Origin of the sequence: Lentzea kristufekii (genome assembly GCF_033949925.1) — a bacterium.
GTDB lineage: Bacteria > Actinomycetota > Actinomycetes > Mycobacteriales > Pseudonocardiaceae > Lentzea > Lentzea kristufekii.
In genome coordinates this window covers 41,609-68,573 of the sequence record NZ_JAXAVV010000011.1, presented here as the reverse complement: position 1 = coordinate 68,573, position 26,965 = coordinate 41,609, and the positions used below count along the sequence as shown (strand labels likewise).

At 69.7% G+C, this 26,965-nt stretch carries 23 protein-coding genes; 7 read left to right on the top strand and 16 right to left on the bottom strand.

Going from position 1 to position 26,965, the window contains the following annotated elements:
• Positions 1-16: 16 nt before the first annotated feature.
• From SK571_RS22755 to SK571_RS22700, 12 genes are all read right to left on the bottom strand, one after another.
• Positions 17-1,711 (bottom strand): hypothetical protein, encoded by a 1,695-nt coding sequence (locus SK571_RS22755; RefSeq protein ID WP_319986102.1) that lies wholly within the window; start codon positions 1,709-1,711, stop codon positions 17-19.
• Between the two features lie 219 nt (positions 1,712-1,930).
• Positions 1,931-4,843, bottom strand: a complete 2,913-nt coding sequence (locus SK571_RS22750; RefSeq protein WP_319986101.1) for an NACHT domain-containing protein — start codon at positions 4,841-4,843, stop codon at positions 1,931-1,933.
• A gap of 121 nt (positions 4,844-4,964) precedes the next feature.
• Positions 4,965-5,726 (bottom strand): ABC transporter permease, encoded by a 762-nt coding sequence (locus SK571_RS22745; protein ID WP_319986100.1) that lies wholly within the window; start codon positions 5,724-5,726, stop codon positions 4,965-4,967.
• Complete coding sequence (locus SK571_RS22740; RefSeq protein WP_319986099.1) at positions 5,726-6,508, bottom strand: ABC transporter ATP-binding protein; 783 nt, start codon at positions 6,506-6,508, stop codon at positions 5,726-5,728. The genes SK571_RS22745 and SK571_RS22740 overlap by 1 nt, the downstream gene beginning before the upstream one ends.
• Positions 6,509-6,533: 25 nt before the next feature.
• Positions 6,534-7,748: a cytochrome P450 gene (locus tag SK571_RS22735; RefSeq protein WP_319986098.1), complete on the bottom strand. Its 1,215-nt coding sequence runs from the start codon at positions 7,746-7,748 to the stop codon at positions 6,534-6,536.
• A 104-nt stretch (positions 7,749-7,852) separates the two neighbouring features.
• Entirely contained in the window at positions 7,853-10,993 is a 3,141-nt protein-coding gene (locus SK571_RS22730) for a BTAD domain-containing putative transcriptional regulator (protein ID WP_319986097.1), read from the bottom strand.
• A 46-nt stretch (positions 10,994-11,039) separates the two neighbouring features.
• Complete coding sequence (locus SK571_RS22725; protein ID WP_319986096.1) at positions 11,040-11,861, bottom strand: DUF4097 family beta strand repeat-containing protein; 822 nt, start codon at positions 11,859-11,861, stop codon at positions 11,040-11,042.
• Between the two features lie 144 nt (positions 11,862-12,005).
• A complete protein-coding gene (locus SK571_RS22720; protein ID WP_319986095.1) occupies positions 12,006-13,343 on the bottom strand; it encodes a PEP/pyruvate-binding domain-containing protein in 1,338 nt (445 codons plus the stop codon).
• Complete coding sequence (locus SK571_RS22715) at positions 13,331-13,939, bottom strand: transcriptional regulator (protein WP_319986094.1); 609 nt, start codon at positions 13,937-13,939, stop codon at positions 13,331-13,333. Before SK571_RS22715 ends, SK571_RS22720 begins: the two co-directional genes overlap by 13 nt.
• The gene (locus tag SK571_RS22710) at positions 13,936-15,012 is read right to left on the bottom strand and encodes a TetR/AcrR family transcriptional regulator (protein ID WP_319986093.1); all 1,077 of its coding nucleotides are present in this window, start codon (positions 15,010-15,012) and stop codon (positions 13,936-13,938) included. The genes SK571_RS22715 and SK571_RS22710 overlap by 4 nt, the downstream gene beginning before the upstream one ends.
• 213 nt (positions 15,013-15,225) lie before the next feature.
• Positions 15,226-15,864, bottom strand: a complete 639-nt coding sequence (locus SK571_RS22705; RefSeq protein ID WP_319986092.1) for a response regulator transcription factor — start codon at positions 15,862-15,864, stop codon at positions 15,226-15,228.
• A complete protein-coding gene (locus SK571_RS22700) occupies positions 15,861-17,081 on the bottom strand; it encodes a sensor histidine kinase (protein WP_319986091.1) in 1,221 nt (406 codons plus the stop codon). Before SK571_RS22700 ends, SK571_RS22705 begins: the two co-directional genes overlap by 4 nt.
• Before the next feature lie 168 nt (positions 17,082-17,249).
• On the opposite strand from SK571_RS22700, the gene SK571_RS22695 reads away from it, so the two are divergent.
• Complete coding sequence (locus SK571_RS22695) at positions 17,250-18,338, top strand: ABC transporter permease (protein WP_319986317.1); 1,089 nt, start codon at positions 17,250-17,252, stop codon at positions 18,336-18,338.
• Positions 18,335-19,018, top strand: coding sequence for an ABC transporter ATP-binding protein (locus SK571_RS22690; protein WP_319986090.1), 684 nt, complete (start codon positions 18,335-18,337; stop codon positions 19,016-19,018). Before SK571_RS22695 ends, SK571_RS22690 begins: the two co-directional genes overlap by 4 nt.
• Positions 19,019-19,091: 73 nt before the next feature.
• Here SK571_RS22690 and SK571_RS22685 read toward each other — a convergent pair whose 3' ends face one another.
• The 3 genes from SK571_RS22685 to SK571_RS22675 are packed head-to-tail and all read right to left on the bottom strand — an operon-like array spanning position 19,092 to position 20,619.
• Positions 19,092-19,304: a PLDc N-terminal domain-containing protein gene (locus SK571_RS22685; RefSeq protein WP_319986089.1), complete on the bottom strand. Its 213-nt coding sequence runs from the start codon at positions 19,302-19,304 to the stop codon at positions 19,092-19,094.
• Positions 19,305-19,306: 2 nt separating this feature from the next.
• Entirely contained in the window at positions 19,307-19,918 is a 612-nt protein-coding gene (locus SK571_RS22680; protein ID WP_319986088.1) for a CBS domain-containing protein, read from the bottom strand.
• A 14-nt stretch (positions 19,919-19,932) separates the two neighbouring features.
• Positions 19,933-20,619 (bottom strand): CBS domain-containing protein, encoded by a 687-nt coding sequence (locus SK571_RS22675; RefSeq protein ID WP_319986087.1) that lies wholly within the window; start codon positions 20,617-20,619, stop codon positions 19,933-19,935.
• A gap of 188 nt (positions 20,620-20,807) precedes the next feature.
• Between SK571_RS22675 and SK571_RS22670 the strand changes: the two genes are divergently transcribed.
• From SK571_RS22670 to gap, 3 genes are all read left to right on the top strand, one after another.
• Complete coding sequence (locus SK571_RS22670) at positions 20,808-21,803, top strand: Acg family FMN-binding oxidoreductase (protein ID WP_319986086.1); 996 nt, start codon at positions 20,808-20,810, stop codon at positions 21,801-21,803.
• Positions 21,800-24,046, top strand: coding sequence for a phosphoenolpyruvate synthase (gene ppsA, locus SK571_RS22665; RefSeq protein ID WP_319986085.1), 2,247 nt, complete (start codon positions 21,800-21,802; stop codon positions 24,044-24,046). The genes SK571_RS22670 and ppsA overlap by 4 nt, the downstream gene beginning before the upstream one ends.
• 98 nt (positions 24,047-24,144) lie before the next feature.
• The gene (gene gap / locus SK571_RS22660; protein WP_319986084.1) at positions 24,145-25,155 is read left to right on the top strand and encodes a type I glyceraldehyde-3-phosphate dehydrogenase; all 1,011 of its coding nucleotides are present in this window, start codon (positions 24,145-24,147) and stop codon (positions 25,153-25,155) included.
• A 44-nt stretch (positions 25,156-25,199) separates the two neighbouring features.
• Here the strand turns inward: gap and SK571_RS22655 are convergent, their stop codons facing one another.
• Positions 25,200-25,715, bottom strand: coding sequence for a flavodoxin domain-containing protein (locus SK571_RS22655; RefSeq protein ID WP_319986083.1), 516 nt, complete (start codon positions 25,713-25,715; stop codon positions 25,200-25,202).
• Positions 25,716-25,838: 123 nt separating this feature from the next.
• Between SK571_RS22655 and SK571_RS22650 the strand changes: the two genes are divergently transcribed.
• Positions 25,839-26,333 (top strand): flavodoxin domain-containing protein, encoded by a 495-nt coding sequence (locus tag SK571_RS22650; protein WP_319986082.1) that lies wholly within the window; start codon positions 25,839-25,841, stop codon positions 26,331-26,333.
• 52 nt (positions 26,334-26,385) lie between these two features.
• Positions 26,386-26,937, top strand: a complete 552-nt coding sequence (locus SK571_RS22645) for a DoxX family membrane protein (RefSeq protein ID WP_319986081.1) — start codon at positions 26,386-26,388, stop codon at positions 26,935-26,937.
• Positions 26,938-26,965: the final 28 nt, after the last annotated feature.

Below are 26,965 nucleotides of genomic sequence, written 5' to 3'. Positions count from 1 at the left end.
CTGTGACCCGTGGGGTTTACTCGGCATCGCAGGTCGTGGCCTCGAATCCGGTCGGTTCGGTAGACGTCGTGCCGGCATTCTCGCTCTTCTCACCCGTCCCAACGGAGGCGTAGCGCCGCCGTTGAAGCTCATCGCGTTCAACGTCCGGAATGGTCATCGACTCGGCGAGCACGGCGGCGAGCGCGTCCACGTGACTGTTGTCGACGTCGGCGTGGAAGAGCCACCGGATGTTCTCGTCGCGCGTGATGAGATCGATCACCAAGCGCGAACCGCTGTCCGGTGCGGTTGGTGCTCGGACGTAGCGCACCTGGTCGATCGGGATGTCCTGGTGGATCTCGGCCTGCTCGAGGAACGTGTTCGTCGTGGCCAGGATGATGCGGCGATCCGTGACGGCGACCAGTGTCCTGTCCGTGGTCTTGTCCATCGCTGCCGCCAGCATCCCCCTCGCTCCGCCGACGATCGCGGAAATGGGACCGTCGTCGAGCTGCTCGGGGAAACCGAGGGCACGCAGGACCTCACCGTCCTCGAAGAGCCACCGCAGAACGCGGAGGTACGGCTCTGAGTCCAGCGACGCGGGTCCGCAGACGACGCCAGGGGCCTCGAGCGGAGGGACCGGCGGACGGAGAGCGTCGGCAAGAGGCTCGATCGCCTCCAGAAGCCGGGCGGAGATGTCGCGGGCCGCCTTCACGTCCTTCCGCTTCCCCGACAGCGGCCACGCGTCGGGATCGCGGAGCTCGACCGTGAGCCGAAGCTCCCGAACCAGCGCATCGACGAGGCCCGTCATTTCGGCGAGGGTCGAGTCGAACTCCGCGCGGGTGTCGCGGGCGATGACCTCCGCGTACTGCGCCTCGGCTGCGTCTGCGCGTCCAGCCGCTCTCGCCCTCGCGGCACGCAGCGCGTGATACCCCGTCCACGCGTTGAGGGAGGACAGCAGGGCACGGACGTCGAAGGCGATGACCTGGGCGTTGGTCTGCAGGTACTCGCGGTGGCCGCGTGCGTCGGCCCGGCTGATCTGCTTGACGTGGTCGCGGACGTTCCCCTGGTAGAGCTCGAGCTGCTTCTGCAGCAACGCTCCGCTGCCCGCGACGTCCTCCCACAACGAGGTCGGCACCGACTCGATCTCCCGGGCCTGCTCGACCGCGCGATCGACAGCGGCGACGAGCCCCGTCAGCTCGGCCCACTGATCCTTGCGGACGGTGGTCAGGACCTGGTTCGTCACCGCGAGATTGGTCCTGACGAGACCCGAGACCTCGTTCAGCATCATCTGCAACGCGACCATGGCCAGCGCCGGCCCGACCGAGGCCGCGATCGGCGCCTTGCTCACCGCGGTCACCGGGTAGAAGCGGGCCTGGTGCACGATGCCGCCTGAACTCATGACAGTTCCGAGGTTCCCGCCGTCCTTCACCGCGAGCGTCGCGCCGCTCCTCAGCAAGGCCTGTGCGGTGTCGCCGATCCGGTAGAGCCCCTGCACGCCGGCGAACGCGTTCCCGAGATCGCCGGCCACGGTCGCCGCGTTCCCGATCGAGGCGAGGATCGCTGAGATCTGCTTGCGGTCGGCAGCCGGCACGATGCCGAAGTCGATCAGATCGGGCTTCAGGTCCGGCGGGACCTCACCGGCCACGACAGCCACCCCGGGGAGCACCTCCACCAGGACCGTCGAGCCGCTCTCCTCGGGCTGGGCGATCTCCATCGAGTCCAAAGGGTCCTGCATGCGATCTTCTCCTGACAGGCGCGCAACGGCTGGACCTCGTCCGCGTTGATCGCCGAGGCTCATGACACTCGCTGAAAGCAGATCGACACACTCCTCACGATCGTTACGCAGTGCCCGCAACCGCATGAGTCCACTGTGGACGACCGCGCCGATCCGAACCGGACGCACTGACGTCCCGGATCGGTGTGCTCACAGGGTGATCGTGCAGGTGAGTCGGAATCAGGAGTAGATGCCGTTCGCCAACCGGACGACCGTGCACACGGCTACCGAAACTTCTGCCGGAGGCGGCAGCGCTTCCCGGCACTGGCCTGCTCTCTCGATCGGTTCGTCGATCAGATAGCGCGTCCGATCGAGGCCGGACCGCCGGGGAACGGGTGCGCTGGCCACAACCACCGCCTCACCACACGCTTCCAGCGAACGCATGGCCGCGACGCCGACCGTGTGGCCTCTCAGATCGATGCTCTTCGCGAAACGCTCCTCTTTCAGCCTTGCGCATTCATCAGCGTCGACCCCGTCCAAGACGGCTTCCGCCGACAGGCTGGAAATCGGCCCCGCCGCGTGTGCGACAGCGGCCTTGGCGATCTTGACAGGGTCCTTCGTGGTCACCGAGGCGGTCGCCGCACCGGTGACCAGCACAGACCCGTCGGAACGCAGGAGGAACGCGACATGCCGGTATCCGATCTTGGACCCGAGGAGGGAGACCGCGGTATCCGTGATCGGACTGTCGCGCGGCAACGTGTACAGCTCGAACTCCAGATTCACGCCGGCGGCACTCATGCCTTTGGCGACCTCGTCGAACGTTCCGGAGGACATGGTCGAGAACTCGCCGAGGACGGGCACGCGCGAAGGGTATCCGCCCCTCACGTGCGGTGAGCGCACCTTCTCCGCCTCTGTCTCGGAAACAGCACCGCCCAGCTTCGCCGCCACGTCGGCAGCGTCGAGCTTCGCCGCGCACGGCGACTCCCCGTCCGCGGCGACGACGGTGAACAGGCCGGAGTCCGCGTGCGGCAGACCGGTCGTGGCGCACGCCTTCGGCTGGGTCAAATCGACGACCACGACCGCGGACACCACCGTGGCAGCGGCGAGCCACAGAGCGGCAGCACGGACGACCGGACGCCCCGACCGCAGGTTCTTGCCTCGCACGACGAGGCGTTCCTGCAGTGCTACGTGCCAGAACTCGTATCCGGCGACGCCCGCCCGCAGCAACCCCTTGTCACGAGCGTCTCCCAGGAACAGCTCCAGTCGCAACGGCAGCTGGCCGGTCGCCCAGAGCAGCACCTTGGCCACCACGTACCGGGGCCAGCGGCTCGTGAGCAGCACCGCGGCCGTAAGCACAACCGCTCCCGCCACGATGAACACGACGATCGCCATCACGGGCGTCGAGTCCAGTTTCTCCATCTCGGTGGAGATGGCGGTGATGGTGACGGGCTTGCCCAGCGTGGCGGCGGTGCGCTGGCCCACGTGCAGGCTGATGACCTCCGTGACCTTCCACAGTGCCGCGCTGAGCGTGCTGACGACCACCAGCGTGGTGCCTGCACCGAACAGGGTCGCTCGTCGTTCGCGTCGCAGAACGTCGACCGGCTCCGCACGGCCGACGACCGCGGCTCGGGCGATCAGGTGGCGGTGGAGTCCGACCGCCAGAGCGCACAGGGCCGCCAGTGCCCCTGCCAGACACACGAAAGACACCGCTCCGACGACGAACTTGCCCGTGTCCTTCCCACTTCCCGCAGCCAAGCCGATGACGAGAATCATCGCCGCGGGTACCAGGACGAGCAACGCCCCGTCGCGCGCGCCGTGCCGGAAGCCCGGACTCGCCCGGCCCGCCCGGCGACCCAGGCCGAGGAACCACAGGACGGTGCAGACGAGGCCGAAAACGCCTGCCGAGATGAACGGCGAGTTCACCACCTCGGTCGGATCGTCGACCTCCAGCGGGGCGAGCACCGCGGCCAGCACCCCGGCGCCGGCCAGGCCGACGAGCGCGCCCGTCCAGGGCGACAGGACGCGGTTGGGCAGTGCCCACCAGTTCAGCTCCCGCTCGGCGTGCTCGTGCAGGTAACGGGCGAGGTAGGTCAGGTAGCGGCGGGCCCTGCGCGAGGTCCATCCCCTGCCCTGCTCCGGATAGACCGAGTCGATCAGCACGTCGACCAGGCGGTCCCGCACGTCGTTGCCGCTGGTGAGGGTGAGCAGGTCGGCCGGGTTCCGGCCGGCGTAGGCCTTGGTGAACAACGAGAGCATCAGCGGCGTCGACAAAGCGATGCCGAGCGGGCACGCCGGGTCCGTCGCGATGGCCTCCGCGACCGGCGCCCACAGGGGCTCTGTCCGGAGACGGCGCGAGATCTGGCCCGGCATCAGCGGCAGGATCTCGAACACCGGGGACTGGCTCAGCGCGGGCGCCCCCGCGGCGATGCCCTCCGCGTACTCGACCGACCGGCAGGTGAGCAGGATGCGACGGTTCCCGGCAAGCGTGTCGTTGATGCGGCTCAGCGCACGGCGGCGCAGATGCTCAGGCAGTTCATCGAGCCCGTCGAGGACGGGGAAGATCACGTTCTTGTCCAGAAGGGCCTTCGGGATGCGTTCGGCTCCGGCGTAGTGGGCGGCCGCCAGCGCGCGCACGATGAACGTGTCGAGGTCGTCCTCGACCGGGTCCCACGCCGACAGCGACAGCAGCACGGGCACCTTGTCGTCGGCCGCCTCCTCGCTCAGCAGGCCGACGACCAGCGAGATGGCCAGGAACGTCTTGCCGCCGCCAGGTTCGCCGAGCAGCACGGCGCGCTGTGCGGGCAGGGCGCGGAAGGCTCTCGCCACGTCCAGGACTGCCTGTTCCGGGTTGCCGGTGACGACGCGGCGTGGCTGGTCCGAAGGGGCGACCTGCCGCCACTGCACCGGCAACGTGTCCATGGCACCGGACCGCTGACGCCGCGTGGCGAGCTCCGGCCTCCACCGCTTCAGCAACTCTTCAGCGAGCTTGACTCCTTCCGCCTCGGTGTCCACGGGCATCCGGCGGGCATCGAGGTAGCGCGACAGCGCGGCACCAGCCCCCACCAACGCGAGAAGGCCGCTCAGCACGCCGGCAAGCGCGTTGTTGGTCTCCAATGGTGATCTCAGGATCGTGTACGCGACGCCGGCGGCCACCAGGACGATTGCTGCGTATCTGCCGCGGCGGGAAGGAAGGAGCACACGTGATCATCGCCGCTGGACCGGCCGCGTTACCTTGTCCCGCAACGCAATCACGTGGAATAGCGTCCTGCGCCCGCTAGGAGATCTTGCGGCGGTAGGTCATCGTGGCGAGAACGTACGCGACGACGAGGATGCCCACGCACCAGGCGAGTGCGATCCAGATGTCGCTACCGACCGGCTGCTGCGTGTACAGGGCGCGGATGGCGTTGACGATGGACGTCACCGGCTGGTTCTCAGCGAAGGCTCGTACCGGGCCGGGCATGGTGTCGGTGGGTACGAAGGCCGAGCTGAGGAACGGCAGGAAGATCAGCGGGTAGGAGAACGCGCTCGCGCCGTCCACGGACTTCGCGGTGAGACCGGGGATGACGGCGAGCCACGTCAACGCCAGGGTGAACAGGATCAGGATGCCGGTGACCGCGAGCCACGCCAGTGGTCCCGCCCCCGAGCGGAAGCCCATGAGCAGAGCGACGAGCACGACGACCACGAGCGAGAGCAGGTTGGCGACCAGCGAGGTCAGCACGTGCGCCCACAGCACCGACGACCGCGCGATCGGCATGGACTGGAACCGCTCGAAGATGCCGCTCTGCATGTCCATGAACAGCCGGAACGCGGTGTAAGCGATGCCGGAGGCGACCGTGATCAGCAGGATGCCGGGCAGCAGGTAGTTCACGTACGAGCCGGACCCGGTCTGGATCGCGCCACCGAACACGTAGACGAACATCAGCATCATGGCGATCGGCGTGATGACGGTCGTGAGGATGGTGTCCAGACTGCGCGTGATGTGACTCAGGGACCGTCCCAACAGGACGATCGTGTCAACGAAGAAGTGCTTGGTCATCATCGCTCCTCACTCGACGTCGTGTCCTTGCGAGCACCGACCAGTGCGAGGAAGACTTCCTCGAGCGTCGGTTGTTTCTCGACGTATTCGAGCTTGGCCGGCGGGAGCAGCTGCTTGAGCTCGGCGAGGGTGCCGTTCACGATGATCCGGCCCTCGTGCAGGATCGCGATCCGGTCGGCGAGTTGCTCGGCCTCGTCCAGGTACTGCGTCGTGAGCAGCACCGTCGTGCCCTGGCCGGCGAGCTCCCGGACGGCCTGCCACACCTCGAGGCGTCCTTCGGGGTCGAGCCCGGTCGTCGGCTCGTCGAGGAAGATGACCGGCGGGTTCCCGACGAGGCTCATCGCGATGTCGAGGCGGCGGCGCATGCCGCCCGAGTAGGTCGACACCCTCCGCGCGCCCGCGTCGGTCAGCGAGAACCGGGCCAGCAGATCGTCCGCGATCTTGCCGGGGCCTTCGAGGTGCCGCAGCCGGGCGACGAGCACGAGGTTCTCCCTGCCGGTGAGGATCTCGTCGACGGCGGCGAACTGTCCGGTGAGGCTGATGGACTCCCGCACGTTCGCGGCCTGCGTGGTGACGTCGAAGCCGTTGACGCCGGCGGTCCCCGCGTCGGCTTTCAGCAGTGTGGAGAGGATCTTCACGACGGTGGTCTTGCCTGCGCCGTTCGAGCCGAGCAGCGCGAAGATGCTGCCCCGAGCCACGTCGAAGTCCACGCCGCGCAGCACCTTCAGCGTCTTGTACGACTTCTCCAGGCCTTGCACTTGGATTGCGGGTGGTGTCGTCATCGGACGCTCCTGAGTGGATGGTGGGTCAGGCCCAGGTGACCGGAAGTTCGTGAACGCCGTAGATGTGCATGTCGGTCCTGAGCTTCACGTCGCCGGCGGGAACGGCGAGCTGCAAGGCCGGGAAGCGGCGCAGCAGCCCCTCGAAGCCGGCGCGCATCTCGATGCGGGCCAGCTGCTGGCCGAGGCACTGGTGGATGCCGTGCCCGAAGGCGACCTGACCGCGGACCTTGCGGTGCACGTCCAGAACATCCGGGTTCTCGAACCGTTGCGGGTCGCGGTTGGCGGCCAGCAGCGAGACGACGACGGTGGAGCCGGCGGGGATGATTTCGCCGCCGAGCTCGATGTCCTCCGTGGCGTAGCGGTAGAAGATGTCGGCCACGGACAGGTAGCGCATGAGCTCCTCGACGGCGTCGGGGAGCAGATCCGGGTTCTCGCGCAGCTCCGCCATTTCCGCAGGGTGCTCCAGGAGGGCGAACGTCCCCAGCGCCAGCATGTTCGCGGTGGTCTCGTGCCCCGCGAGCAGCAGCAGGAAAGCCATCCCGGACAGTTCCTCGATGGTGAGGTCCTCGTCGCGAGCCAGGTCGGACAGGATGTCCTCACCGGGGTCGGCGCGCTTGCCCATGACCAGTTCGGCGAGGTAGCCGAACATGGCACCGACCGCGGCCATCTTGTCCTCGAGCGTGATGTCCCGTTCCATGAACTTCGAGGAGTTCGACTGGAAGGTCTCGCGGTCCGCGTAGGGGACGCCGAGCAGCTCGCAGATCACCAGTGACGGCACCGGCAACGCGAACTCGCGCACCAGGTCGACCGGCGGGGTCAGGCGAGCCAGCTCGTCCAGCTGCTGTTCGGTGATCGCGATGATGCCCTCTTCGAGCTGCTTCATCCGCTTGACCGTGAACGCGCCGGTCAGCTTGCGGCGCAACCGGGTGTGGTCCGGCGGGTCCATGCTGATGAACAGGCCCGGCGTCTGCGGGGACGGTTCGGTGGCCCCCGGCATGCCGGGGGTCTCGAACGGCACGTGGATGACGCCGATGTCCTGGCGATTGCTGAACCTGGTGTCGGCCATGACCTGGCGCACCACGTCGTAGCCGGTGATCAGCCAGCCCTCGTGGCCGTCCGGGAAGACCATGGGGCTGACCGGGCGCACTTCACGCAACCCGGTGATCTGGCTGGGCGGGTCGAACGGGCCCGCGTCGCGCTCCATCGGCAGGCCCTGCGGCACGGAAACCGTCTGGCTCATCGGAATTCCCCTCGTGATGGTGTGTTGCCACCACGGTCGCCGATGAGCCGGACACGGGACTGTCACGGCGCTGACACGGGCCGTGCCCGCGTCAGCCCGGCATGTCAGGGAGCGAGTGCGACCGCCACGAGGTCGCTCCAGCTCGTCTCCGCACCCACTCGAGCGGCCTCGTCGAACGCCGCGTTGCCGAGGTGGCTTCGTGTTGCCCGCTCGATCCGGTCCACGTCGAGGTGTGAACGATCCGGTAGTCCGCGCACGGCGGTGCTCGCCGCGAGCAGCTGGGCGGCCTGCTCGTGCTGGTCGCGGCGCAGTGCCAGGTCCGCGACCGCGACGAGCACATGCGCGATCGTGGGCGCGTACCCCACCTCGGCCGCCGCCTGGTACGCGCCGACGAGGAAGTCCCTGGCCTCGCCGAGATCGTCGGTCAGGTAGCCGAGCAGTACGTGTGTCGCGGCGCGGATACTCACCTGCCTCGCGTCGGTGCCCCACACGGCGGTCGCGACACCGAGCTGTTCGTACGCCGTGTCGGCATCGCCGTTCCACCGCGCGAGGTCCGCCTTCGCAAGGGCCAGCATGGCGAGCGCATCCGGCCAGGTGACGCCTTTCGCACACCGCTCGGCCTCGGCCATGGCGGCCGCGCTCGCGTCCTTGTCGCCCATCAGCCAGTACAGCTGAGCTTGCCGCGCGCGCATCCGGATGACGTCGTCGACGGCACCGATCTCGGTGACGACCGCGATCGCCTCTTCGTAGTGATCGCACGCCTCAGCGAACTCTCCGCGCGTGGCGATCCGGTCCGCCAGCTCGGTCAGGGCGAACGAGATCCCGAACCGTTCGCCGAGCACCCGGAACTCGACGAGCGCCTCCTCCAGGAACTGATCTGCCTCCGGCCCGGCTTGGCCGACTGCGATCCGCATCTTCCCGAGGTGCAGCCGGCCTATCGCACGCACCCAGGGATCCTCGCTGTCCAGCGCCACTTCCCACGCGGACGGAGTCCTGTCCGGCTCCCGCAACATGCGTTCCAGCGAGGCGACCAGCCCCAGCATCGGGGGGCGAACCTGAAGACGCTGGTAGAGCTCGTAGGTCCGGTGGATCCACTCCGCCGCATGGCGTTCGTCACCCAGCCCGGAACTCACGAACGTCACGACGAGGCCGTACACCCAGGCCCGGATGTCGTCGGGGACCTCGCCCGGCGTCTCGGTGGCCGCGAGGATCAGCTCCAAGCCCTCGGCCTTGTGCCCGACGAGCCACCAGTACCAGCCGGCGCCCGCCGCCAGCCGCATCGCCGCATGCGCTTCACCGGCTGCGAGCGCACCACGCATCGCGGCACTGATGTTGTCGTGCTCGGCACTCAGTGCGGCGAGCCAGGTCAGCTGTTCGGCGCGGAGCAGGTGCGGTGCCGCTGTTTCGGCGAGTTCGGTGAAGAAGGCGAGGTGCGCTTGGCGAGCCAGCTCCGACTCCCCTGCCTCGGTGAGCCGGTGCGCGGCGTACTCCTTGATCGTGCCGAGCATCCGGTACCGCGGTGCGCCCTCGTCACCGACGACCAGCAGCGACTTCTCGGTCAGCGAGGTGAGCAGGTCCAGGACCTCGTACTCCTCGACAGCCTCATCCGCGCAGACCCGCTCGGCCGCTTCCAGGCCGGCACCGCCGGCGAACACCGAGAGCCTGCGCAGCACCACCCGTTCGGCGGCGGTCAGCAGCTCCCAGCTCCAGTCGACCATCGCGCGCAACGTCCGGTGGCGGGGCAACGCGGTGCGGCTGCCTCCGGTCAGCAGGCGGAACCGGTCGTCGAGCCGTGTGGCCAGCTGGTCGATGGGCATGGTGCGCAACCTGGCCGCGGCCAGTTCGATCGCGAGCGGCATCCCGTCCAGCGCCCGGCAGACGCGCGTCATCGTCGCCAACGTACCGGCGTCGACCACGAGGTCGGTGCGCACGGCGGCCGCTCGTTCCCGCAGCAGTTGAACTGCCGCCGACAGGTCCAGCGGTCCGACCGACCACAACGCCTCGCCGGTGATGCCGAGCGGCTCGCGGCTGGTCGCCAGGATTCGCAGCCGCCGGCACTCCCCCAGCAGCCGATGAGCGAACGCCGCCGCCGACTCGATCACGTGCTCGCAGTTGTCCAGCACGAGCAGCGCCTCGCGCTCGCGGATCGCGGAGATGAGCCGCTCCATCGGCTCCGCGCTCGTCGCTTCGCCGAGCAGCGCGTCCCGGAGGCTGAGCGCGGCGAGCGCCGGCTGCGCCACCGTGTTCTTCCCGCCCCCCTGCCCTTCGGGCCCACCCCCCTCACTCTCAGCGCCGATGGCGGCGAGCTCCACCAGCCACACCCCGTCCGGCAGGTCGCCGAGCAGCGTGCGCGCGGTCTCCGTTGCCAGCCTCGTCTTTCCCGACCCTCCCGGTCCGGTCAGGGTGGTGAGCCGATGGCCGGCGACCAGCTCGCGCACCGCGGTGACATCCGCGTCCTTGCCGATGTAGCTGGTCAGTTCGGCGCGCAGGTTGGTCTTGCGGTTCTCCTCACCGCGACCGACTTCGCCGCGCAGCAGTGCGACGTGCAGCGCGGACAACTCCGGTGAGGGATCGACGCCCAGCTCGTCGGCCAGCGCTTCCCTCGTGCGCTGGTACGCGTGCAGCGCCTCGCTGTTGCGGCCGGCCGCGACGAGTGCGCGCATCAGCGCGGCGACGAGTTTCTCCCGCACGGGATGCGCGGCCACCAGGTCGGTCAGTTCCGTGACCAGCTCCGCGCCTCGGCCGAGGCTGATCTCCGCGGCGAACCGGTCCTCCACGGCGGCAAGGCGCAGCCCTTCGAGCCGGGTGGCCGCGGCGTCGAATGCGGCGCTCTCCTGCAAACCGACGTCCTGCAGGGCCGGGCCACGCCACAACTCGAGAGCATCACGCAGCCGCTGGACCCGCAGCGATCCCTCGTCGGCACGAGCACGGGCGCCGAGGCGTTCGAACCGCACCGCGTCCACAGCATCGGGATCCACCGCCAGGCGGTACCCGTCCGTCATCCCTTCGACCAACGGATCCGGCAGCGCCTTGCGCAGCCGGGAAACCAAGCGTTGCAAGGCGTTCGCCGAATCGGCAGGCGGGTTCTCGCCCCAGATCCAGTCGACGAGCGTCGCTTTCGGGACCACGCGACCCGGTTGGAGCGCGAGGGCGATCAGCAGCGCACGCAGCCGTGCACCTGGCACGTCCGCGAGAGTGCCGTCGTCCGCACGAACCTCGAACGGTCCCAGAATCCCGATCTGCACCCGCCCGATCCTGCCACGGCCGACTGGCAGTGCCCTGACAGCGGACTCAGGCGGCAACGCGGCGGACGACGATGTCGTCGAGCCGGGTGCGGGCGTAAACCTCGACCTCGGGGTTGTCCTGCGTGAACACCGTGCTGCGCACCAGACCCTTCGTGCTCTTCGCGTCGACCTCGGCGGAGGTGCCCTCGCTGACACCGATCTCGATGCCACCGGAGGCGTTCATCGCCTCCACCCGGCCACGCGTGACCCGTCCGATCCGGATCGGACAGCCGGCCGCCTTGGCGACGACGCCGCCGTCGGCCCGGCCGATGTCGAAGCTGCCGTTCGAGCCGCCCAGATCGACGTCCGAGCGGGCATGGCCGATCCAGACCTTCCCGGTCGTGCCCCGGTACCTGACGACGCCTTCGACCTCACCGATCCGCACACCGGCCGAGCTGCCCTCGAGCACGGCGGACCCGGCGACGTGCCCGACCGCGAGCCCGCCCACCCCGAGGTTGCCCCGCAGCGCGGCGACGCGGTCGAGCTGGACCTGCCCCGACCCGATGTTGACCTCGCAGTCGCCGAGCACGCCGTCGGCCTGCACCTCCGTCCACGCCGTGTTCAGGATCAGACTGGACCCGGCCGGCAGTTCGATCGTGATGGCGACGGAGCCGTTCTGGTCCCCCGACTTGGTCGTCTTGACCGCCAGCACGCCGTCGGCGAAGTCGACCTTGGTCTTCTCGGCGACCTTCACGTCCTTGACGTTGGCGCTGTTGACGGGTTCGACCCGGACCACCGTGTCTGCCCGCTCACTGGCGGCGATCCGCACACGGGCGCCTGCGGTGGTCAGCGTGGCGGTGATCGGGTTCGGCGTGGTGAACGTGGACATCTCGTGTCTCCCCTTGTCGGCTTTCGTGGTTGTTGTGACCACGTTCGCCAACAGGCCGGACACAGGGCTGTCACGGCCCTGACACCGGCGACAGCACCGATGTCAGCCGCCATCGGATACCAGCGCTGCGAGACGCACGCCCCTCTAGCGCCGCCGAAGCACAGCGTGCGCGGCCTCGATGCGCTCGGCCTCGTCCCGCTCCGAGCGGTCCCCCGACACCTCGTCCGCCCACCCGAGCAACCGTCCCAGGTGCTCGTCCGCCCCTCCCGTGGCGATGCGCGGCGTGCCGAACACGACCTCGCCGCCGGTCCCGTCGATGGTGACCACTGCGCCCACACCGGCGGTGTGCCCGCCCAGCGCCACCGAGTCGATGCCCACGACGAGGTCGGCAACGCCCACCACGGCGGGTTTGCCCATCGAGCGGGCGACGACGGCCGCGTGGCTCGCCGGGCCGCCCCGGGCGGTGACGATGCCGGTGGCCGCGGCCAGGCCGCGGATGTCCTCCGGCGACGTCTCCGGACGCACCAGGACCACCGGGCCGTCGGCGGCCATGCGCACCGCCTCGTCGGCCGTGACCGCCACCCTGCCCGCCGCCACTCCGGGGCAGACGCCCAGTCCGCGCGCGATGACGTCGGCATCCGGAGCGATCCGGGGTACGCGGACGTGCCGGAGGTCGTGCGGTGTCACTCGCAGGAGTGCTTCGTCCCGGGCGATCGCGTGGGCGTCGGCCAGGTCGGTGGCCAGCCGGACGGCGGCGGCGCCGGTGAACCTGCCTCGCCGCACCTGCAGCAGCCACAACACACCCGACTCGAAGGTGAACTCGACGTAGCACGCGTCGCGGTAGTGCTGTTCGATGCGGCGCAGGGCGTCGAGAAGGTCCTGCCAGACCGCGGGTTCGCGGTCCGCGAGTGTGCGCAGGGGCAGGGTCAGCGACCGGCCCGAGACGACGTCGTCGCCCTGGTGTCCGAAGAGGACTTCACCGAATGGCACGTTCTCGCCCGTGCCGGGGTCGCGGCTGAACGCCACACCGGAGCCGCTGCGGTCGTCGCGGTCGCCGAACACCATCCGCTGCACGATCACGGCCGTGCCGAGGTCGTGTGGGATGCCGTGCAGGGTGCGGTAGGTGCGGGCGCGGGGCGTGTCCCACGACGAGAACACCGACTGCAGCGCCTCGTCCAGCGAGTCCGGCGTGGGGCGGAGGTTGAGGATCGTGTCCATCATGCCGGGCATCGACACGGCGGCCCCGGAGCGCACCGAGACCATCGACGGCCCCAGCGCCTCGACGGCGGAAGCCAGTTCGTCACCGAGACCGTCGGGAAGCCGGCCCGTGCGAAGGAAGACCCGGCACGCTTCGGTGGTGACGACGAAGCCGGCGGGCACCGGCAGGCCGAGGCGGTGCAGCAGCACGAGGCCGTGTGCCTTGCCGCCCACGACCTCCGGCGGTTCGCCGAGCGCGCCGGAGAGGTGCCTCACCCACCCCATCGCGCGATCCCCAGTGTGGCGAGCAGGTCCTCGTGCAGTTCCGCCCAGATCGCGTGGTACGAGTCGATGGTGTCGGCCAGGCGTTCCCGCTCCCCCGCCTGAGCGCGGTCCAGGGCTTCGGACAGGCGCGCGTCGTACCGGTCGAAGCGGGGCGCGGCGGCGGCCAGAGCGGCGATCACCACGACGGCACGGGCGTGGAAGTCGCTGAACAGGGCGAGAACCCGGGCGTCGTAGGCGGTGTCGCTGTGGTCGTTGACGGTCGTGACGCCGTCGGCGGACCGGATCTGCCACGCCGTGCACAGGTCGAGCAGTTCGGGGTTGAGCACGAGGAACGCGTCGAACGCCTCGGCCAGCGCGGGGCGGGTGCCGGCCGACTCCAGCTCGGCCTTGATCCGCGCCGCGTCGGCGGACCGGCCGGACTCCGTCAGCGCCCACCCGCCGAAACCCTTGTGGTGCGTGACGAGGCCCGCGACCGCCAGGTCGATCAGCTCGGACTCCACATCGGACTCTTCGAGCCCCGTGAACGACGCCACGCGGGTGAGTCCGGTGGTGCCGACGCAGCGCAACGCGTGCAGCACCGACAGATCGTTGCTCATGAGGTCGCCTCCCGCCGGCGCGCACCAGCCGCGTACCCGGCACCGCGGCCGTGGGCGCGCGCGACGATCACGCCGTCCCGCACGCTGATTGCGGACTCGGTGTCGTCGCCGGGATCGGTGAGGCCGATCGCCGACGCCACCAGCGCGTCGTCGTCGAGCACCAGCCGGACGTGCTGCCAGACCTCGGGCGCGAACACCCGCCTCAGACAACCGACGGCGTCCGTCACCCGGAGCCGGACGAGGCGCCCGGTCTCCTCCGGATCGCCGGTGACGACGGCCAGCGTGACCTGTTCGCCGGGCTTCGCGGACCGCACGGCTTCCTCGGCCGCGCCGAGACGCCCCGCGCCCAGCACCACCACCAGTCCGTTCGAGAGATCCACCCGTTCACCGCTGATCTGATCCACGAGCCCCTCGGGCGCGGTCCAGGCGTCCGCACATGTCCGCGCCGGGGCGACGTACGGCAGGTGCGGCGGCGCCCAGGTGTCCTCCAGGCCGATCTCGGCCAGGTGCCTGCACGCGTGCGCGACGTCGAACGGGTCACCGAACCCCGGCGACGTCTCGGCCCGGTGGCCGGCGCCGTCCAGCATCGTCAGCACCAGCTCCGCCAGCCGCACCCGCCGGGCCGGCGCGCCCCGTTCGAGGGCGATGGCCAGCAACAACGCCTCCAGCCGGGCGAGCTGCGCCAGCACGGCCGGACCGTGCGCGTCGTCGAAGACACCGTCCAGCGACCGCAACTGCAGCCGGCCGCCCGGCGCCGAGTCGCCCACCAGCGGCAGCCGTTCAAGCCAGACCCTCGCGAACACCCCGAGCGCGTCGACCCTCGACGTCGGCGACACCGTCGCCCGAGGTTCACCCGCGGAGGCCTTCTCGATCAGGTCGATCAGCACCGCCAGGTAGAGCGCGCGTTTGCTCGGGAAGTTCGAGTACACCGCCCCGCGCGTCAGCTCCGCCCGTTCGGCGATCCGGTCGACCTTCGCCGGCTGGAAACCGTGCTCGGCGAACTCCTCCCTAGCTGCCGCCAGCACCGCGGCACGCGTGCGCGCCTGCTGCTGCACCCGAGTCAGCCGAACCATCGCCACTCCCCGCCGAACGCAACTGAGATGTTCTGAACATCCAGATTACCTCAACATCCGATTGACAGCCGCAAGGCGTACAAGTACCTCCTCCACCCGCTGGACGGCCCAGGCAGCTACGAGCGCCGAGCCGCCCGTGCTGTCATGACGCTGGTCGAATCGACGCTGATGGGCATCGGCTAGAAGCGTCCATCGGCCTGCGTCACCGGATCATCACCGTCGGCGGATCAGGCCGATGTCGATCGCGGTCGCGACGGCGGCGGTGCGTGAGTCGACGCCGAGTTTGGTGTAGGAGCGGGCGAGGTGCGACTTCACGGTGCCTTCGGTCAGGTGCAGGCGCGCCGCGATGGCCCGGTTGGACAGCCCGTCGGCGACCAGGGCGAGCACTTCGATCTCCCGCCGTGTCAACGCGGCGTCGGGCATGCGCATCCGGTTCAGGAGCCGGTCGGCGACGGTGGGGGCCAGGGTGGTTCGCCCTGCTGCGGCAGTGCGGACTGCGGCGGCCAGGTCGTCGGGAGGGGCGTCCTTGAGGAGGTACCCGGTGGCGCCGGACTCGATGGCGGGCAGCGTGTCGGCATCGGTGTCGTAGGTGGTGACGATGAGAACGCGGGGCGCGCCGGGATGAGCGGTGATCGCGGCAGTCGCCTCGGCTCCGGTCATTCCGGGGCCGAACCGCAGGTCCATCAGGACGACGTCGATGTCGCCCTCGGTGGCGCGCGCCACGGCGGCTTCGGCGGTCGCGGCCTCGGCGACCACGACGAAGCCGGGCTCGGTCTCCAGCACGGCTCGCAGCCCTGCACGGACCACAGGATGGTCGTCGGCGAGCAGGAGACGGATCGGGGTGTCGGTCATGGAAGGACCTCGGGCTGCGTGTCGGTGGATCGCGGCAGGGGAAGCCGAGCGGCCACGGCGGTGCCGTGGCCGGGGGCCGACTCGACGGTGAGGGAGCCGCCCAGCGCGCGGGCGCGGGTGCGCATGGCAGCCAGGCCGAAGCCTCCCGCGCCGGGATCGGGAGCGGGAAGGCTTTCGGGGTCGAAGCCGGTTCCGTCGTCGACGACGCCGAGCGCGATCTCGTCGCCCAGGTGGCTCAGGGTGATCTCGACGGTGGTGGCGTTCGCGTGGCGGACGGTGTTCGCGATGGCGGCCTGGGCGATGCGCAGCAGGGCGACCTCGTGTGCCGTCGGCAGCGGGACCGGATCGCAGGTGAGGTGGACCCGCGCGGTGATGTGATGGCGGGCACCGGTGGTGGCGCACAAACGCTCCAGGGCGTCTGCCAGCGTGCTGTCGTCGAGGGCGGGTGGGGTGAGGGCGGCGACGAAACGGCGTGCTTCGGCGAGGTTGTCCGCTGCGGCCTGGCGGGCTTGGCCCACGTAGCGGGCGGCGTTGCCCGAGGTGTCGGGCAGCAACCGTTCTGTGGCGTGCAGCAGCAGCTGGATGCTGGACAGCCCTTGGGCGAGGGTGTCGTGGATCTCGCGGGCCAGGCGTTCCCGTTCGGCCAGCACCCCGGCGGTGTGCTGGGCGCGGGCCAGGTCGGCACGGGTCGCGGTGAGCTCCTCGATCAGGCGCCTGCGTTGCTCGCTCTCCCGGTAGAGCGCCTGGTAGCCCCAGACCACGGCGACCGCGACGGCGGCGCCGAGCATCGGGCCGATCGCGGTGACCGGGCTGAAGACGCCCTGGTGCGCGCCGAAGGCGATGACCGCGGCCAGCGCCGTGGCGATCACCGCGACCAGGCCGGCTCGGCGTGGCAGCAGGTGGAGCTGGAGGAAGTACAGGGGGAAGGCCACCCACACGGCGTCGGCGGTCAGCAGCACCAGGACCAGCCACATGGCGCTTACGGCGCCCAGCCATCCCGCGGCGGCAAGCCGAGACGTGCGGACACGGGGTAGCACCGGTCCAGCCGCGTACACCACCCCGCAGACCACCGCGACCGCGACGACCGCTGAGGCCTGCGGATCGCCCCCGGCCACGGCCCGTGCCACTGCCAGGACGAGCAACGCGATGAGCAGGAGGTGCAGGCACCAGGTCAGTACCCGGTTGGTCGGTGTCAGAGCGGGAGCGGCGGCGTTCACGGTGTGTCCAGGCTACGCGGGCCGCAGCGCAGTCACCTCTGTCGAAAGGTGGAGCCGGAGCGCTCTCTTCCGGCTCGTGAAGTGCCATCCCCGGCCAGATGCCGCGGCAGGGCGCTGACGGCGACCGTGGAACCGTACCGATCCCCGCTGGAAGGACAGATCGAGGTCTTGTTCGTCGCCTGGAGAGAACTCAGGTTCGCCAAGGGGCGTTTCGCCCTGATGGGAACCGTGATCGTGCTGATCACCCTGCTGGTCGGCCTGCTGTCCGGACTGACCGCCGGACTCGGCCGGCAGAACGTCTCCGCCATCACCGGCCTGCCCGCCGACAGGATCGTCTTCGCCGCACCCAGCGGTGATCAGGGGCTGTCCTACGCCAACTCCACCGTCACCGAGATGCAGTGGCGGCGATGGGCCACCACCCCCGGAGTCACCACCGTCGAGCCCCTGGGCATCACCACCACCAAGGCCACCGCAGGTGACCGGAGCACCGGTGTCTCGGTCTTCGGCGTCCGAAGCGGATCCCACCTCACCCCGGACAGCGGGAAGCTCACCGAGCACTCCGCGGTGCTGTCCGCCACGGCCGCCGCCGACCTGGGAATCCGGTCCGGTGGCAGCATCGTCCTGAGTGGACGGCAGCTGACCGTGGCCGCGGTGTCAGGCGACGCGTCCTTCAGCCACACCCCGGTCATCTGGACCACCCTCGACGTCTGGCGCGCAACGGCGCCGCCCGCCGGCACCGGCGGCGATCCGACCGCGACCGTGATCGCCCTCACCACCACCTCCGACGCCGATCTCGCCGCCGCCGACCAGGCTGCGGGAACCAGGACGGTCTCGAAGGACGACTCCTTGTCCGCGATCGGCTCCTACGCCTCCGAGAACGGCTCCCTGCAACTCATGCGCGGCTTCCTGTTCGCCATCTCCGCCCTGATCATCGGCGCGTTCTTCACCGTCTGGACCATCCAGCGCAGTGGTGACATCGCCGTCCTCAAGGCGCTCGGCGCCACCACGGCCGGGCTGCTCAAGGACGCGCTGGGCCAGGCCGTCGTCCTGCTCGCAGGCGGAACCCTCGTCGGAACCGGCCTCGCCGCCGGCCTCGGTGCCGCCATCTCCGGCTCCACCGTTCCCTTCGTGCTCACCCCCGCCACCGTGCTCGTCCCGGCCGCCGTGATGATCTTGCTCGGGGCACTGGGAGCCGCACTCGCGATCCGCCGCATCACCTCAGTCGACCCGCTGACCGCCTTGGGAAACACCCGATGAGCCTCACCCTGACCGACGTCACCCTCACCTACCCCGACGGTGGCTCCCGCCTCACCGCACTCGACCAGGTCACCCTGGACGTCCCCCGAGGAAGCCTGACCGCCGTGGTCGGCCCCTCCGGCTCCGGCAAGTCCAGCCTGCTCGCGGTCGCCGCCACCCTGATCACCCCCGACACCGGCACGGTCACCGTCGACGGCACCACGACCACCGGCATGACCCGCGGCGAACTCACCGATCTGCGCCGCCACAAGATCGGCATCGTCTTCCAGCAGCCCAACCTGCTGCCCGCCCTGTCCGCGTCCGAACAGCTCCAGGTCATGGCTCAGATCGACGGCCGCTCCCCGGTCAAGGCCCGCACCCGCGCGATGGAGTTGCTCGACGCCGTCGGCCTCGCACCACAGGCGCAGCGCCGCCCGCACCAACTCTCCGGCGGCCAGCGCCAGCGTGTGAACATCGCCCGCGCCCTGATGAACGACCCCGCTGTCCTGCTGGTCGACGAACCCACCAGCGCCCTCGACCACGACCGTGGAGCCGCCGTCATCGATCTCATCACCCGTCTCACCCACCACCAGGCCACCGCCACCGTCCTGGTCACCCACGACCGCGGCCACCTCACCGGCGTCGACCGGATCGCCGAAGTCCAAGATGGACGCCTCCGCCTCCTGTCCCGAGCCCGCTGAGGGCTGGGCCCGGACGTCGCCATCGAGGCCTGAAAAACGAAAGGCGCCGGGCTCGCCCGGCGCCTTTTCATGCCTACGGCCTTCTCCCCCAGCGGAAGTAGGCGAGCGGCCCGGCGAAGTTCACCAGGATCGCCAAGGCCCACCACGCTTTGCGGCCGCGCACGAACTCGCGGGGCCGCAAAGCGAGGTCCGTCCACGCCGCACCGGCGAGCGCGACCTGCACGGCGCCCATCGCGACGAAGACCTTCCGTTGTGCGTGTGTGAGATCACTCCATCGTCTGGCCATGATCAGATCCGTTCGGGCGTGGTGATGTGCACGTCGGTCACACCGGCGACCGCGCGGGCCAGCACCTCGGCCACGTGCCGGTCGGCCGGGTCGTTCATCTCGTCCACGATGGACACCCTGCCTCCGCTCACCTCGACCTGCCACCGGTGTGCGGCGCCGAGCACGCCGAGGCGATGGCGGATCTCCGCCTCGATGATCCAGTCCGCGCGGCTGATGGAGCGCAGCATGTCCCGCCGGGTCACGATGCCGGCGAGACGACCTTCGTGCACGACCGGCACGCTGCGCACACCGTGGTCGAGCATCAGGTCGGCGACCTCCGCCAGGTCGGTGTTCGGCGTGGCGGTCACCGTCGGCTTCGTCATCACCTGGGCCACCACGTCCCCTGGTGCGTGCCGGGGAACCACCGGTTCGCCGTGCACGAGCCGGCGGGGGTCCTGCGGCAGCCGGTCGCGCAGCAGTGCGGCCTCGTCCACGACACCGACGAAGGTGCCCGTGGCGTCAACCACGGGCAGTGCGGTGAAACCGTGCTCGGCCAGCAGCCGGGCAGCGTCGCGAGCGCCTGTGTCCGGGCTGACCACCACGACTTCGGTCGTCATCACGTCTCGGGTCCTCATCAGTCGCTCTCCCTTCACCCGAAGATCTCGGTCTGGCGGGGGTGGGTCGTGTCGTTCCACTTCGGCTGCAACCGGTTCTGCACGTCCACGACACCCGGCAGGGCGCGCACGAGGTGGTCGGCGATGTCGACCTCGCTCTGGCGTTCGAGAGTTCCCTGCAGTGCCACGACGCCGTCGGTCACCTCCACGTCGATGGTGTCCGGGTCGACCCACAGAGTTCGGCCGAAGATCTCGTCGCGGATGGTCGTCCTCAGCTCGTCGTCTTCACGCAGGTAGAGTTTCAGCAGGTCACGTCGGGACAGCACACCGACGAGGGCGCCGTCGCCGTCCATCACGAAGAGCCTTCGGACGCCGGCCTCGGCGAGTTCCCCGGCGGCCGCACTGGCCGTGGTGTCCGGCGAGACGCTCCTGACCGGGCTGGTCATCACGTCCTTGGCGGTCAGTCCCGAGGCCTGTTCCCAGCGGTGCCTGGTAGCACGCCCGGCGAACAGACCTGGTGCTTCTCCGGTGCCGCCGCGGAACTCCTCCTTCGGCGTCAGGTCGGCTTCCGACACGACACCCACGGGGTAACCGCCGTCGAGCACGGGCAAGGCGCTGATCTTGTTGTCCTCCAGCAGTCGCACCAGCTCCTTGAACGAGCTCTCGATGTCCGCGCTGATCACCTCACGCGTCATCAGCGAGGAAACAGTCGGTTCACGCATGACACCCTCCGGCGATCCGTTCGTTCATGTGTGGTCCAGCGTTGTCGCGCGCGGGGCGTCCGGACACGTGCCAAAGGCGCCACCGCGCGGGACAGCGGTCCCGGTCGGCAGGGGACCTAGGCCCCTCACCCGCATCCGTCGACGCTGCGAGGTTTGAGCGTGGAACTCAGACCTGGAGGTGAACCCGGATGAACCGCGGTCAGCCGGACGAGAACACGCTGCGGGCGGCGGTGGCGCTCGCCTGCCGCGCGCCGTCGGTGCACAACTCACAGCCGTGGCGCTGGGAGCTCGGTGCGCACAGCCTGCACCTGTACGCCGATCGCGCGCGCAGCCTGCCGGCGGTGGACCCGCTGGGGGCGGACCTGATCATCAGCTGCGGGGCCGCGCTGCACCACCTGCGCGTGGGGCTGGCGGCACTCGGGTGGCGGGCGATCGTCCACCGGCTGCCGAATCCCGGACAGCCCGACCACCTCGCGGCGATCGAGTTCCAGGCCTCTGGCCCCACCGAGTCGCACGTCGCTCTCGCGGCGGCCATTCCCCGCAGGCGCACAGACCGCCGAGCCTTCTCGTCCTGGACGGTACCCCCGGGCATCACCGCGCAGCTCACGTCCTGTGCCCTGGCAGAAGGTGTTGAGGCGCAGGAGGTGCTGGGGCGTGCGCGCGACGAACTGCTCATGGCCATCGCCAAGGCCGCCGGCGCGCAGGAGACCGATCCGGGATACCGGGCCGAGATCCACGAGTGGACCGGTGTGTATCCCGGCGCCTCGGCGGGTGTGCCCGCAGCGAACATCCCGGCGGGCTCACGGCAGTACGGAAACCTCCACATGCGGGAGTTCGCACCCGGCGAGCTCGCGCAGACCGACCGGCTGCTGCTCAGCGAGGACGCCGGATCGCTGATCGTGCTCAGCACCTCGTCCGACGACAGCCTGTCCCGGCTGCGGGCGGGCGAAGCGACGAGCGCCGTCCTGCTCGAAGCCACATCGGCCGGGCTCGCGTCCTGCCCGCTGAGCCAGCCGCTCGAGGTCGTGGAGACCCGGGAACTGGTGCGCGACCGCGTTCTGGGCGGCTCGACCTGTCCGCAGCTGGTGATCCGGGTCGGCTGGGCCGGGTTCAACGCCGATCCACTGCCCGCCACGCCCCGCCGCCCCGTCATCGACGTCCTCACCCGACAGGAGCAGCCGTGAGCACCTACATCCGCGACTTCACCACGCTCGGCAAGAACGACACGGCGATCGCCGGCGGGAAGGGCGCGAACCTCGGTGAGTGCACCCGCGCGGGCCTCCCGGTGCCTCCCGGTTTCGTGGTGACCGCTGAAGCATTTCTCACGTCGATGAGCCAGGTCCGAGAGGACCTCGCCGCGGAGCTCGCGATCGCGCTCGACCACTCGGCGACGCCCGATCGGCTCGCCGAGTCGGCAGAGCGGATGCGTGAAGTGGTGCGCAAGGCCGGGATCTCCGACGACGTGCGGCACGCGGTGCTGCAGGCGTACCGCGAACTCGGTCAGGACGAGTCCGTGGCGGTCCGGTCCTCGGCCACCTCGGAGGACACCGCCGGCTCGTCGTTCGCGGGCATGAACAGCACGTTCACCAACACCCGAGGCGCCCACGCCGTGCTGGACCGGCTCCTGGACTGCTGGGTGTCGTTGTTCGGCACACGTTCGATCGCCTACCGCGCCGAACAGGGCATCACCGACGAGCCGGCGATCGCCGTCGTGGTGCAGAGGATGGTGAACTCCGAACGGTCCGGTGTCATGTTCACCGCCGATCCGTCGACCGGCGACCGCGACAAACTGCTCGTCGAGGCGTCGTTCGGACTCGGCGAGGTCGTCGTCAGCGGAGCGGTGGAGCCGGACACGTACGTGCTGCGCCGCAACGGTGACGACGTGTCTCTTGTGGACACCCGTGTCGGGCGGAAGACTCACAAGCTCGTCCGCGGCCCGGACGGCGCGGACCAGCGCATCGAGCTCGATGCCGAGGAATCTCACGCTCAGGTGCTCACCGAAGCCGAGGCAGTCGCGATCGGGCGGCTGGGGTTGCGCGTGCAGCGGCACTACGGCGAGCCGCAGGACACCGAGTGGGCGATCGCCGACGGCAAGACGTGGCTGGTGCAGTCGCGGCCGATCACCACGCTCCCGGACACCGCGCCGCTGTCCGACGGCCCGCTGGTCGCGGGGCTGGCCGCCTCCCCCGGCATCGCGTCCGGACGTGTCCGGGTCCTGAGCTCGCCCGACGAAGGTTCACGGTTGCGCGACGGCGAGGTGCTCGTCGCCGAGATGACCAACCCCGACTGGGTGCCGACCATGCGCCGGGCGTCCGCGGTCGTCACCGACGGCGGCGGCATCACCTGTCACGCCGCCATCGTCGCCCGTGAGCTGCGGGTGCCGTGCGTGGTCGGCACCGGTGCGGCCACCACGGTGCTGAAGGAGGGGCAGCAGGTCACGGTCGACGGCAGTGCGGGCGAGGTCCGCGCCGGTTCGGCACCGATCATCACCGCGCCGCGGATCGTCGCGCCCGTCATGCCGTCCACCGAGGCTCTGGGCACGCGGGTGTACGTGAACCTGGCGCTGCCCGAGCACGCCGCCGAGGTCGCCGCGATGCCCGTCGACGGTGTCGGGCTGCTGCGAGCGGAGTTCATGCTCACCGAAGCGCTCGGTGCGGAACACCCGCGCCGGTTCCTCGCCCAGCACGGAACCGAGGACTTCCTCAACGCCATGGCGTCGTCACTGCTGCAGATCACCCATGCGTTCGCACCGCGTCCCGTCATCTACCGGACGATGGACTTCCGCACCAACGAGTTCCGCGAGCTCAAGGGCGGCGACGAGTTCGAGAAGCACGAGCACAACCCGATGATCGGTTACCGCGGCTGCTACCGGTACGTCGACGACCCGATGCTGTTCGGTCTGGAGCTCGAAGCCCTTGCCCGCGTGCGAGAGCAGACGCCGAACCTGCACCTGATGATCCCGTTCGTGCGCACCAAATGGGAACTCGAAGCCTGCCTGGAGCAGATCGACCGCAGCCCGCTCGGCCGCCACCGCGGCCTGCACCGGTGGGTCATGGCCGAGGTTCCCTCGGTGGCGTACTGGATTCCCGAGTACGCGCGGTCCGGCATCGACGGCGTCTCCATCGGCAGCAACGACCTCACGCAGCTGATGCTCGGCGTCGACCGCGACTCCGAGCTGTGCGCGGATCTGTTCGACGAGTCCGATCCCTCCGTGCTCGACATGATCGGCCGCATCGTCGGTGCCGCCCGCGACGCCGGCATCACCTCATCGCTCTGCGGGCAGGCCCCGTCCAACAAACCCGAGTTCGCCGAAAAGCTCGTGGAATTCGGCATCACCTCCATCTCGGTGAACGTCGACGCCGTTCCGGCGGCCAGGGCGGCGATCGGATCCGCGGAACGCCGGCTGCTGCTGCGCCACGCCCGCTGAAAGCGCACAGCAGTGCAGGTGACAACAGGTTCGTCGACCTGCGGGCGCCATCCGCCGATGGTGCCCGCATCCCCGTCCACTTCCAGCAGGAGACCATCATGCCGGTTCGCGTAGCCATCAACGGATTCGGTCGCATCGGGCGGGACGTGCTGCGCGCCGCCATCGACCGCAACGACACGGCGATCGAGATCGTCGCCGTCAACGACATCACCACGCCGGAAACCCTGGCGCACCTTCTCGCCTACGACTCGACCTACGGGCCGTGGCGCAGGCACGTCTCCGCCGAGGGGAACACCATCACGGTGGACGACCACAGCATCCTGGTGACCAGCGAGGCAGATCCGAAGGAACTCAACTGGGGTCTGCTGGGCGTCGACATCGTCATCGAGGCCACGGGCCGGTTCCGCACCAGGGAGACGGCCGGCGTCCACATCGAACGCGGCGCGCGGAAAGTCCTGATCACCGCGCCGGGCAAGGACGTCGACGCCACCATCGTGCTGGGAGTCAACGACGACATCTACGAGCCGGGCTCCCACCACATCGTCTCGAACGCTTCCTGCACCACCAACTGCGCCGCCCCGATGGCCGCCGTGCTCGACGAAGCGTTCGGCATCGTCGAAGGCGTGATGACCACGATCCACAGCTACACGGGCGACCAGGCGTTGCTGGACAGGCCGCACAAGGACCTGCGGCGGGCACGCTCCGCGGCGGTGAACATCATCCCGACGTCCACCGGAGCGGCGCGTGCCATCGGGCAGGTCATCCCCTCGCTCGAGGGAAAGCTCGACGGGCTGGCGGTGCGGGTGCCGGTCGAGGACGGCTCGCTCACCGACCTGACCGTCCGGCTCTCCGAACCGGCCACCGCGGACCAGGTGAACCGCGCGTTCGCGGAGGCGGCGTCCAGGCACCTCAAGGGAATCCTGCGCTACACGACCGATCCCGTCGTGTCGCGCGACATCATCGGCGATCCCGCGTCATGCGTGTTCGACGCCTCGCTCACCAAGGCCCAGGGCCACGTCGTGAAGGTGATGGGCTGGTACGACAACGAATGGGGTTACGCCAGCCGCACGGTGGACCTCGCGGACCGCATCGCCCGCACTCTGCCTTGAGCCCGGTCGTGGGTGGCTTCCGTCGCGTGGGCAACGGAGACCATTCACGACTTCTGCTCGGCGAGCGCGGCGGCTATGGACGCGCTCCAGTTCTCGATCGCGTTCCAGTCGCGGAAGTCGCCGAACCGGCCACCAACGGCTCGGAACAACAGCGCGCCGAACTTCCCGAACGTCGCCGCGGTGACCACTCCGGTGAACAGGCGGTGTTCCACCGGGTTCACGTCCTTGACGAGCTCCGCGAGGATGTCCACCTCTTCCAGAGCCGCCCATCTCCGCAGCGGGCCGCGCAGCGCGCCGGGCGAGCCGACGCTGAACAGCCACACCGGCTTGCCGCGCAGGCCGCGGCGGTTCTCGGTGAGGAAGTCCGCGGCCACCGGCAACCAGGCCTGGTCGTGCACCGCGCTGCCGATCACGAACGCGTCGTGACCCGTCACGCCGGTGATCTCCTCGACCGAGCGCAACACGACATCGTGTCCGCGCGCCAGCAGTGCGCCTGCGATCCACTCGGCGATGCCGGCCGTTGAGCCCGCGACGCTCGCGAAGGCCACCAGAACCTTCATCTCCGCCTCCTCTGCCACCTTCAGGATCGCCTGTTCTGAAGAGCGACTTCAGTGGCCCGCGTCCCGGCTCAGGTGAGCACAAGGTCTCTGTGCTGGCTGGTTCGACACGAAGAAAGTGTTGGTATGGCTGAAATTCTCGTCGCCTATGCGACCAAGATGGGCGCCACCGAAGAGATCGCCGAGGCGATCGCGGCGCGGATCCGCTCGGCCGCGCACGAGGTGACCCTGCTGGACGCCGCGGACGTCAGCTCCGTCGAGCCTTACAAAGCGGTCGTGCTGGGCAGTGCGCTCTACGCCGCCCGCTGGCGTCCGGAGGCGGTGAAGTTCCTGAAGCGCAACGCTCCCGCGCTCGCCAGGAAACCGGTGTGGCTGTTCCACAGCGGTCCCCTCGGATCCGACCTGTCGGCGCAGAAGGCACCGCCCAGGGTGCGGGAGCTGGCCACCCGCATCGGTGCCGACCAGCCGACCACGTTCGGTGGAAGGCTCACCCCGCAGACCGCTGTCGGCTTCTTCGCCAAGAAGATGGCCCAAGGCAGCATGGCAGGCGACTACCGCGACTGGGACGAGATCGAGCTCTGGGCGAACCACATCGCCGAGCAGCTCGTCGCCGCGCGCTGAGGCCGCTCGTTTCCGAATCTGACCAGCGAAGCGAAACAACCGGGAGGTAACGATGTCCGCTGTTCAAGTTCCCGTCAGGACCCGTGCGGACGCGGGTGCGATGTCGATCGCGGTGCTGCGCATCGCAACCGGACTGCTGTTCCTCTGGGCGTTCTTCGACAAGGCTTTCGGCCTCGGCTACGCGACGACGGAGAAGAACGCGTGGTTCTCCGGAGGGTCACCGACCAAGGGCTTCCTCGGCAACGTCCACGTCGGCCCGCTGGAGTCGACGTTCCGCGCGTGGGCCGGTACGTGGTGGGCCGACACCTTGTTCATGCTGGGACTTCTCGCGGTCGGCACGGCGCTGGTGCTCGGGATCGGCCTGCGCATCGCGGCGATCGCAGGCTCCCTCATGATGTTGCTCATGTGGGCGGCGGAGTGGCCGCCGGCCCAGCACAACTCACTCGGTGAGGCGACGAGGTCCACGAACCCGCTCATCGACTACCACGTCGTCTACGCACTGGTGCTCATCGTCGTCGCGGCCACCGCGAGCAGCGCGATCTGGAGCTTGGCCCAGTGGTGGTCCGGCCTGCCGCTCGTCCGGTCGAACACCTGGCTGAGGTGAGGACGCAGCGGAATGGGGCGCCGCCTCC

Coding starts and splice junctions, on each gene's coding strand:
- SK571_RS22675 (WP_319986087.1), bottom strand. CDS start 20,619: ATGCGTGAACCGACTGTTTCCTCGCTGATGACGCGTGAGGTGATCAGC.
- SK571_RS22705 (WP_319986092.1), bottom strand. CDS start 15,864: ATGACCGACACCCCGATCCGTCTCCTGCTCGCCGACGACCATCCTGTG.
- SK571_RS22725 (WP_319986096.1), bottom strand. CDS start 11,861: ATGTCCACGTTCACCACGCCGAACCCGATCACCGCCACGCTGACCACC.
- SK571_RS22655 (WP_319986083.1), bottom strand. CDS start 25,715: ATGAAGGTTCTGGTGGCCTTCGCGAGCGTCGCGGGCTCAACGGCCGGC.
- SK571_RS22710 (WP_319986093.1), bottom strand. CDS start 15,012: ATGGTTCGGCTGACTCGGGTGCAGCAGCAGGCGCGCACGCGTGCCGCG.
- SK571_RS22740 (WP_319986099.1), bottom strand. CDS start 6,508: ATGACGACACCACCCGCAATCCAAGTGCAAGGCCTGGAGAAGTCGTAC.
- SK571_RS22680 (WP_319986088.1), bottom strand. CDS start 19,918: ATGAGGACCCGAGACGTGATGACGACCGAAGTCGTGGTGGTCAGCCCG.
- SK571_RS22715 (WP_319986094.1), bottom strand. CDS start 13,939: ATGAGCAACGATCTGTCGGTGCTGCACGCGTTGCGCTGCGTCGGCACC.
- gap (WP_319986084.1), top strand. CDS start 24,145: ATGCCGGTTCGCGTAGCCATCAACGGATTCGGTCGCATCGGGCGGGAC.
- SK571_RS22670 (WP_319986086.1), top strand. CDS start 20,808: ATGAACCGCGGTCAGCCGGACGAGAACACGCTGCGGGCGGCGGTGGCG.
- SK571_RS22735 (WP_319986098.1), bottom strand. CDS start 7,748: ATGAGCCAGACGGTTTCCGTGCCGCAGGGCCTGCCGATGGAGCGCGAC.
- SK571_RS22650 (WP_319986082.1), top strand. CDS start 25,839: ATGGCTGAAATTCTCGTCGCCTATGCGACCAAGATGGGCGCCACCGAA.
- SK571_RS22690 (WP_319986090.1), top strand. CDS start 18,335: ATGAGCCTCACCCTGACCGACGTCACCCTCACCTACCCCGACGGTGGC.
- SK571_RS22685 (WP_319986089.1), bottom strand. CDS start 19,304: ATGGCCAGACGATGGAGTGATCTCACACACGCACAACGGAAGGTCTTC.
- SK571_RS22720 (WP_319986095.1), bottom strand. CDS start 13,343: ATGGGGTGGGTGAGGCACCTCTCCGGCGCGCTCGGCGAACCGCCGGAG.
- SK571_RS22755 (WP_319986102.1), bottom strand. CDS start 1,711: ATGCAGGACCCTTTGGACTCGATGGAGATCGCCCAGCCCGAGGAGAGC.
- SK571_RS22645 (WP_319986081.1), top strand. CDS start 26,386: ATGTCCGCTGTTCAAGTTCCCGTCAGGACCCGTGCGGACGCGGGTGCG.
- SK571_RS22745 (WP_319986100.1), bottom strand. CDS start 5,726: ATGACCAAGCACTTCTTCGTTGACACGATCGTCCTGTTGGGACGGTCC.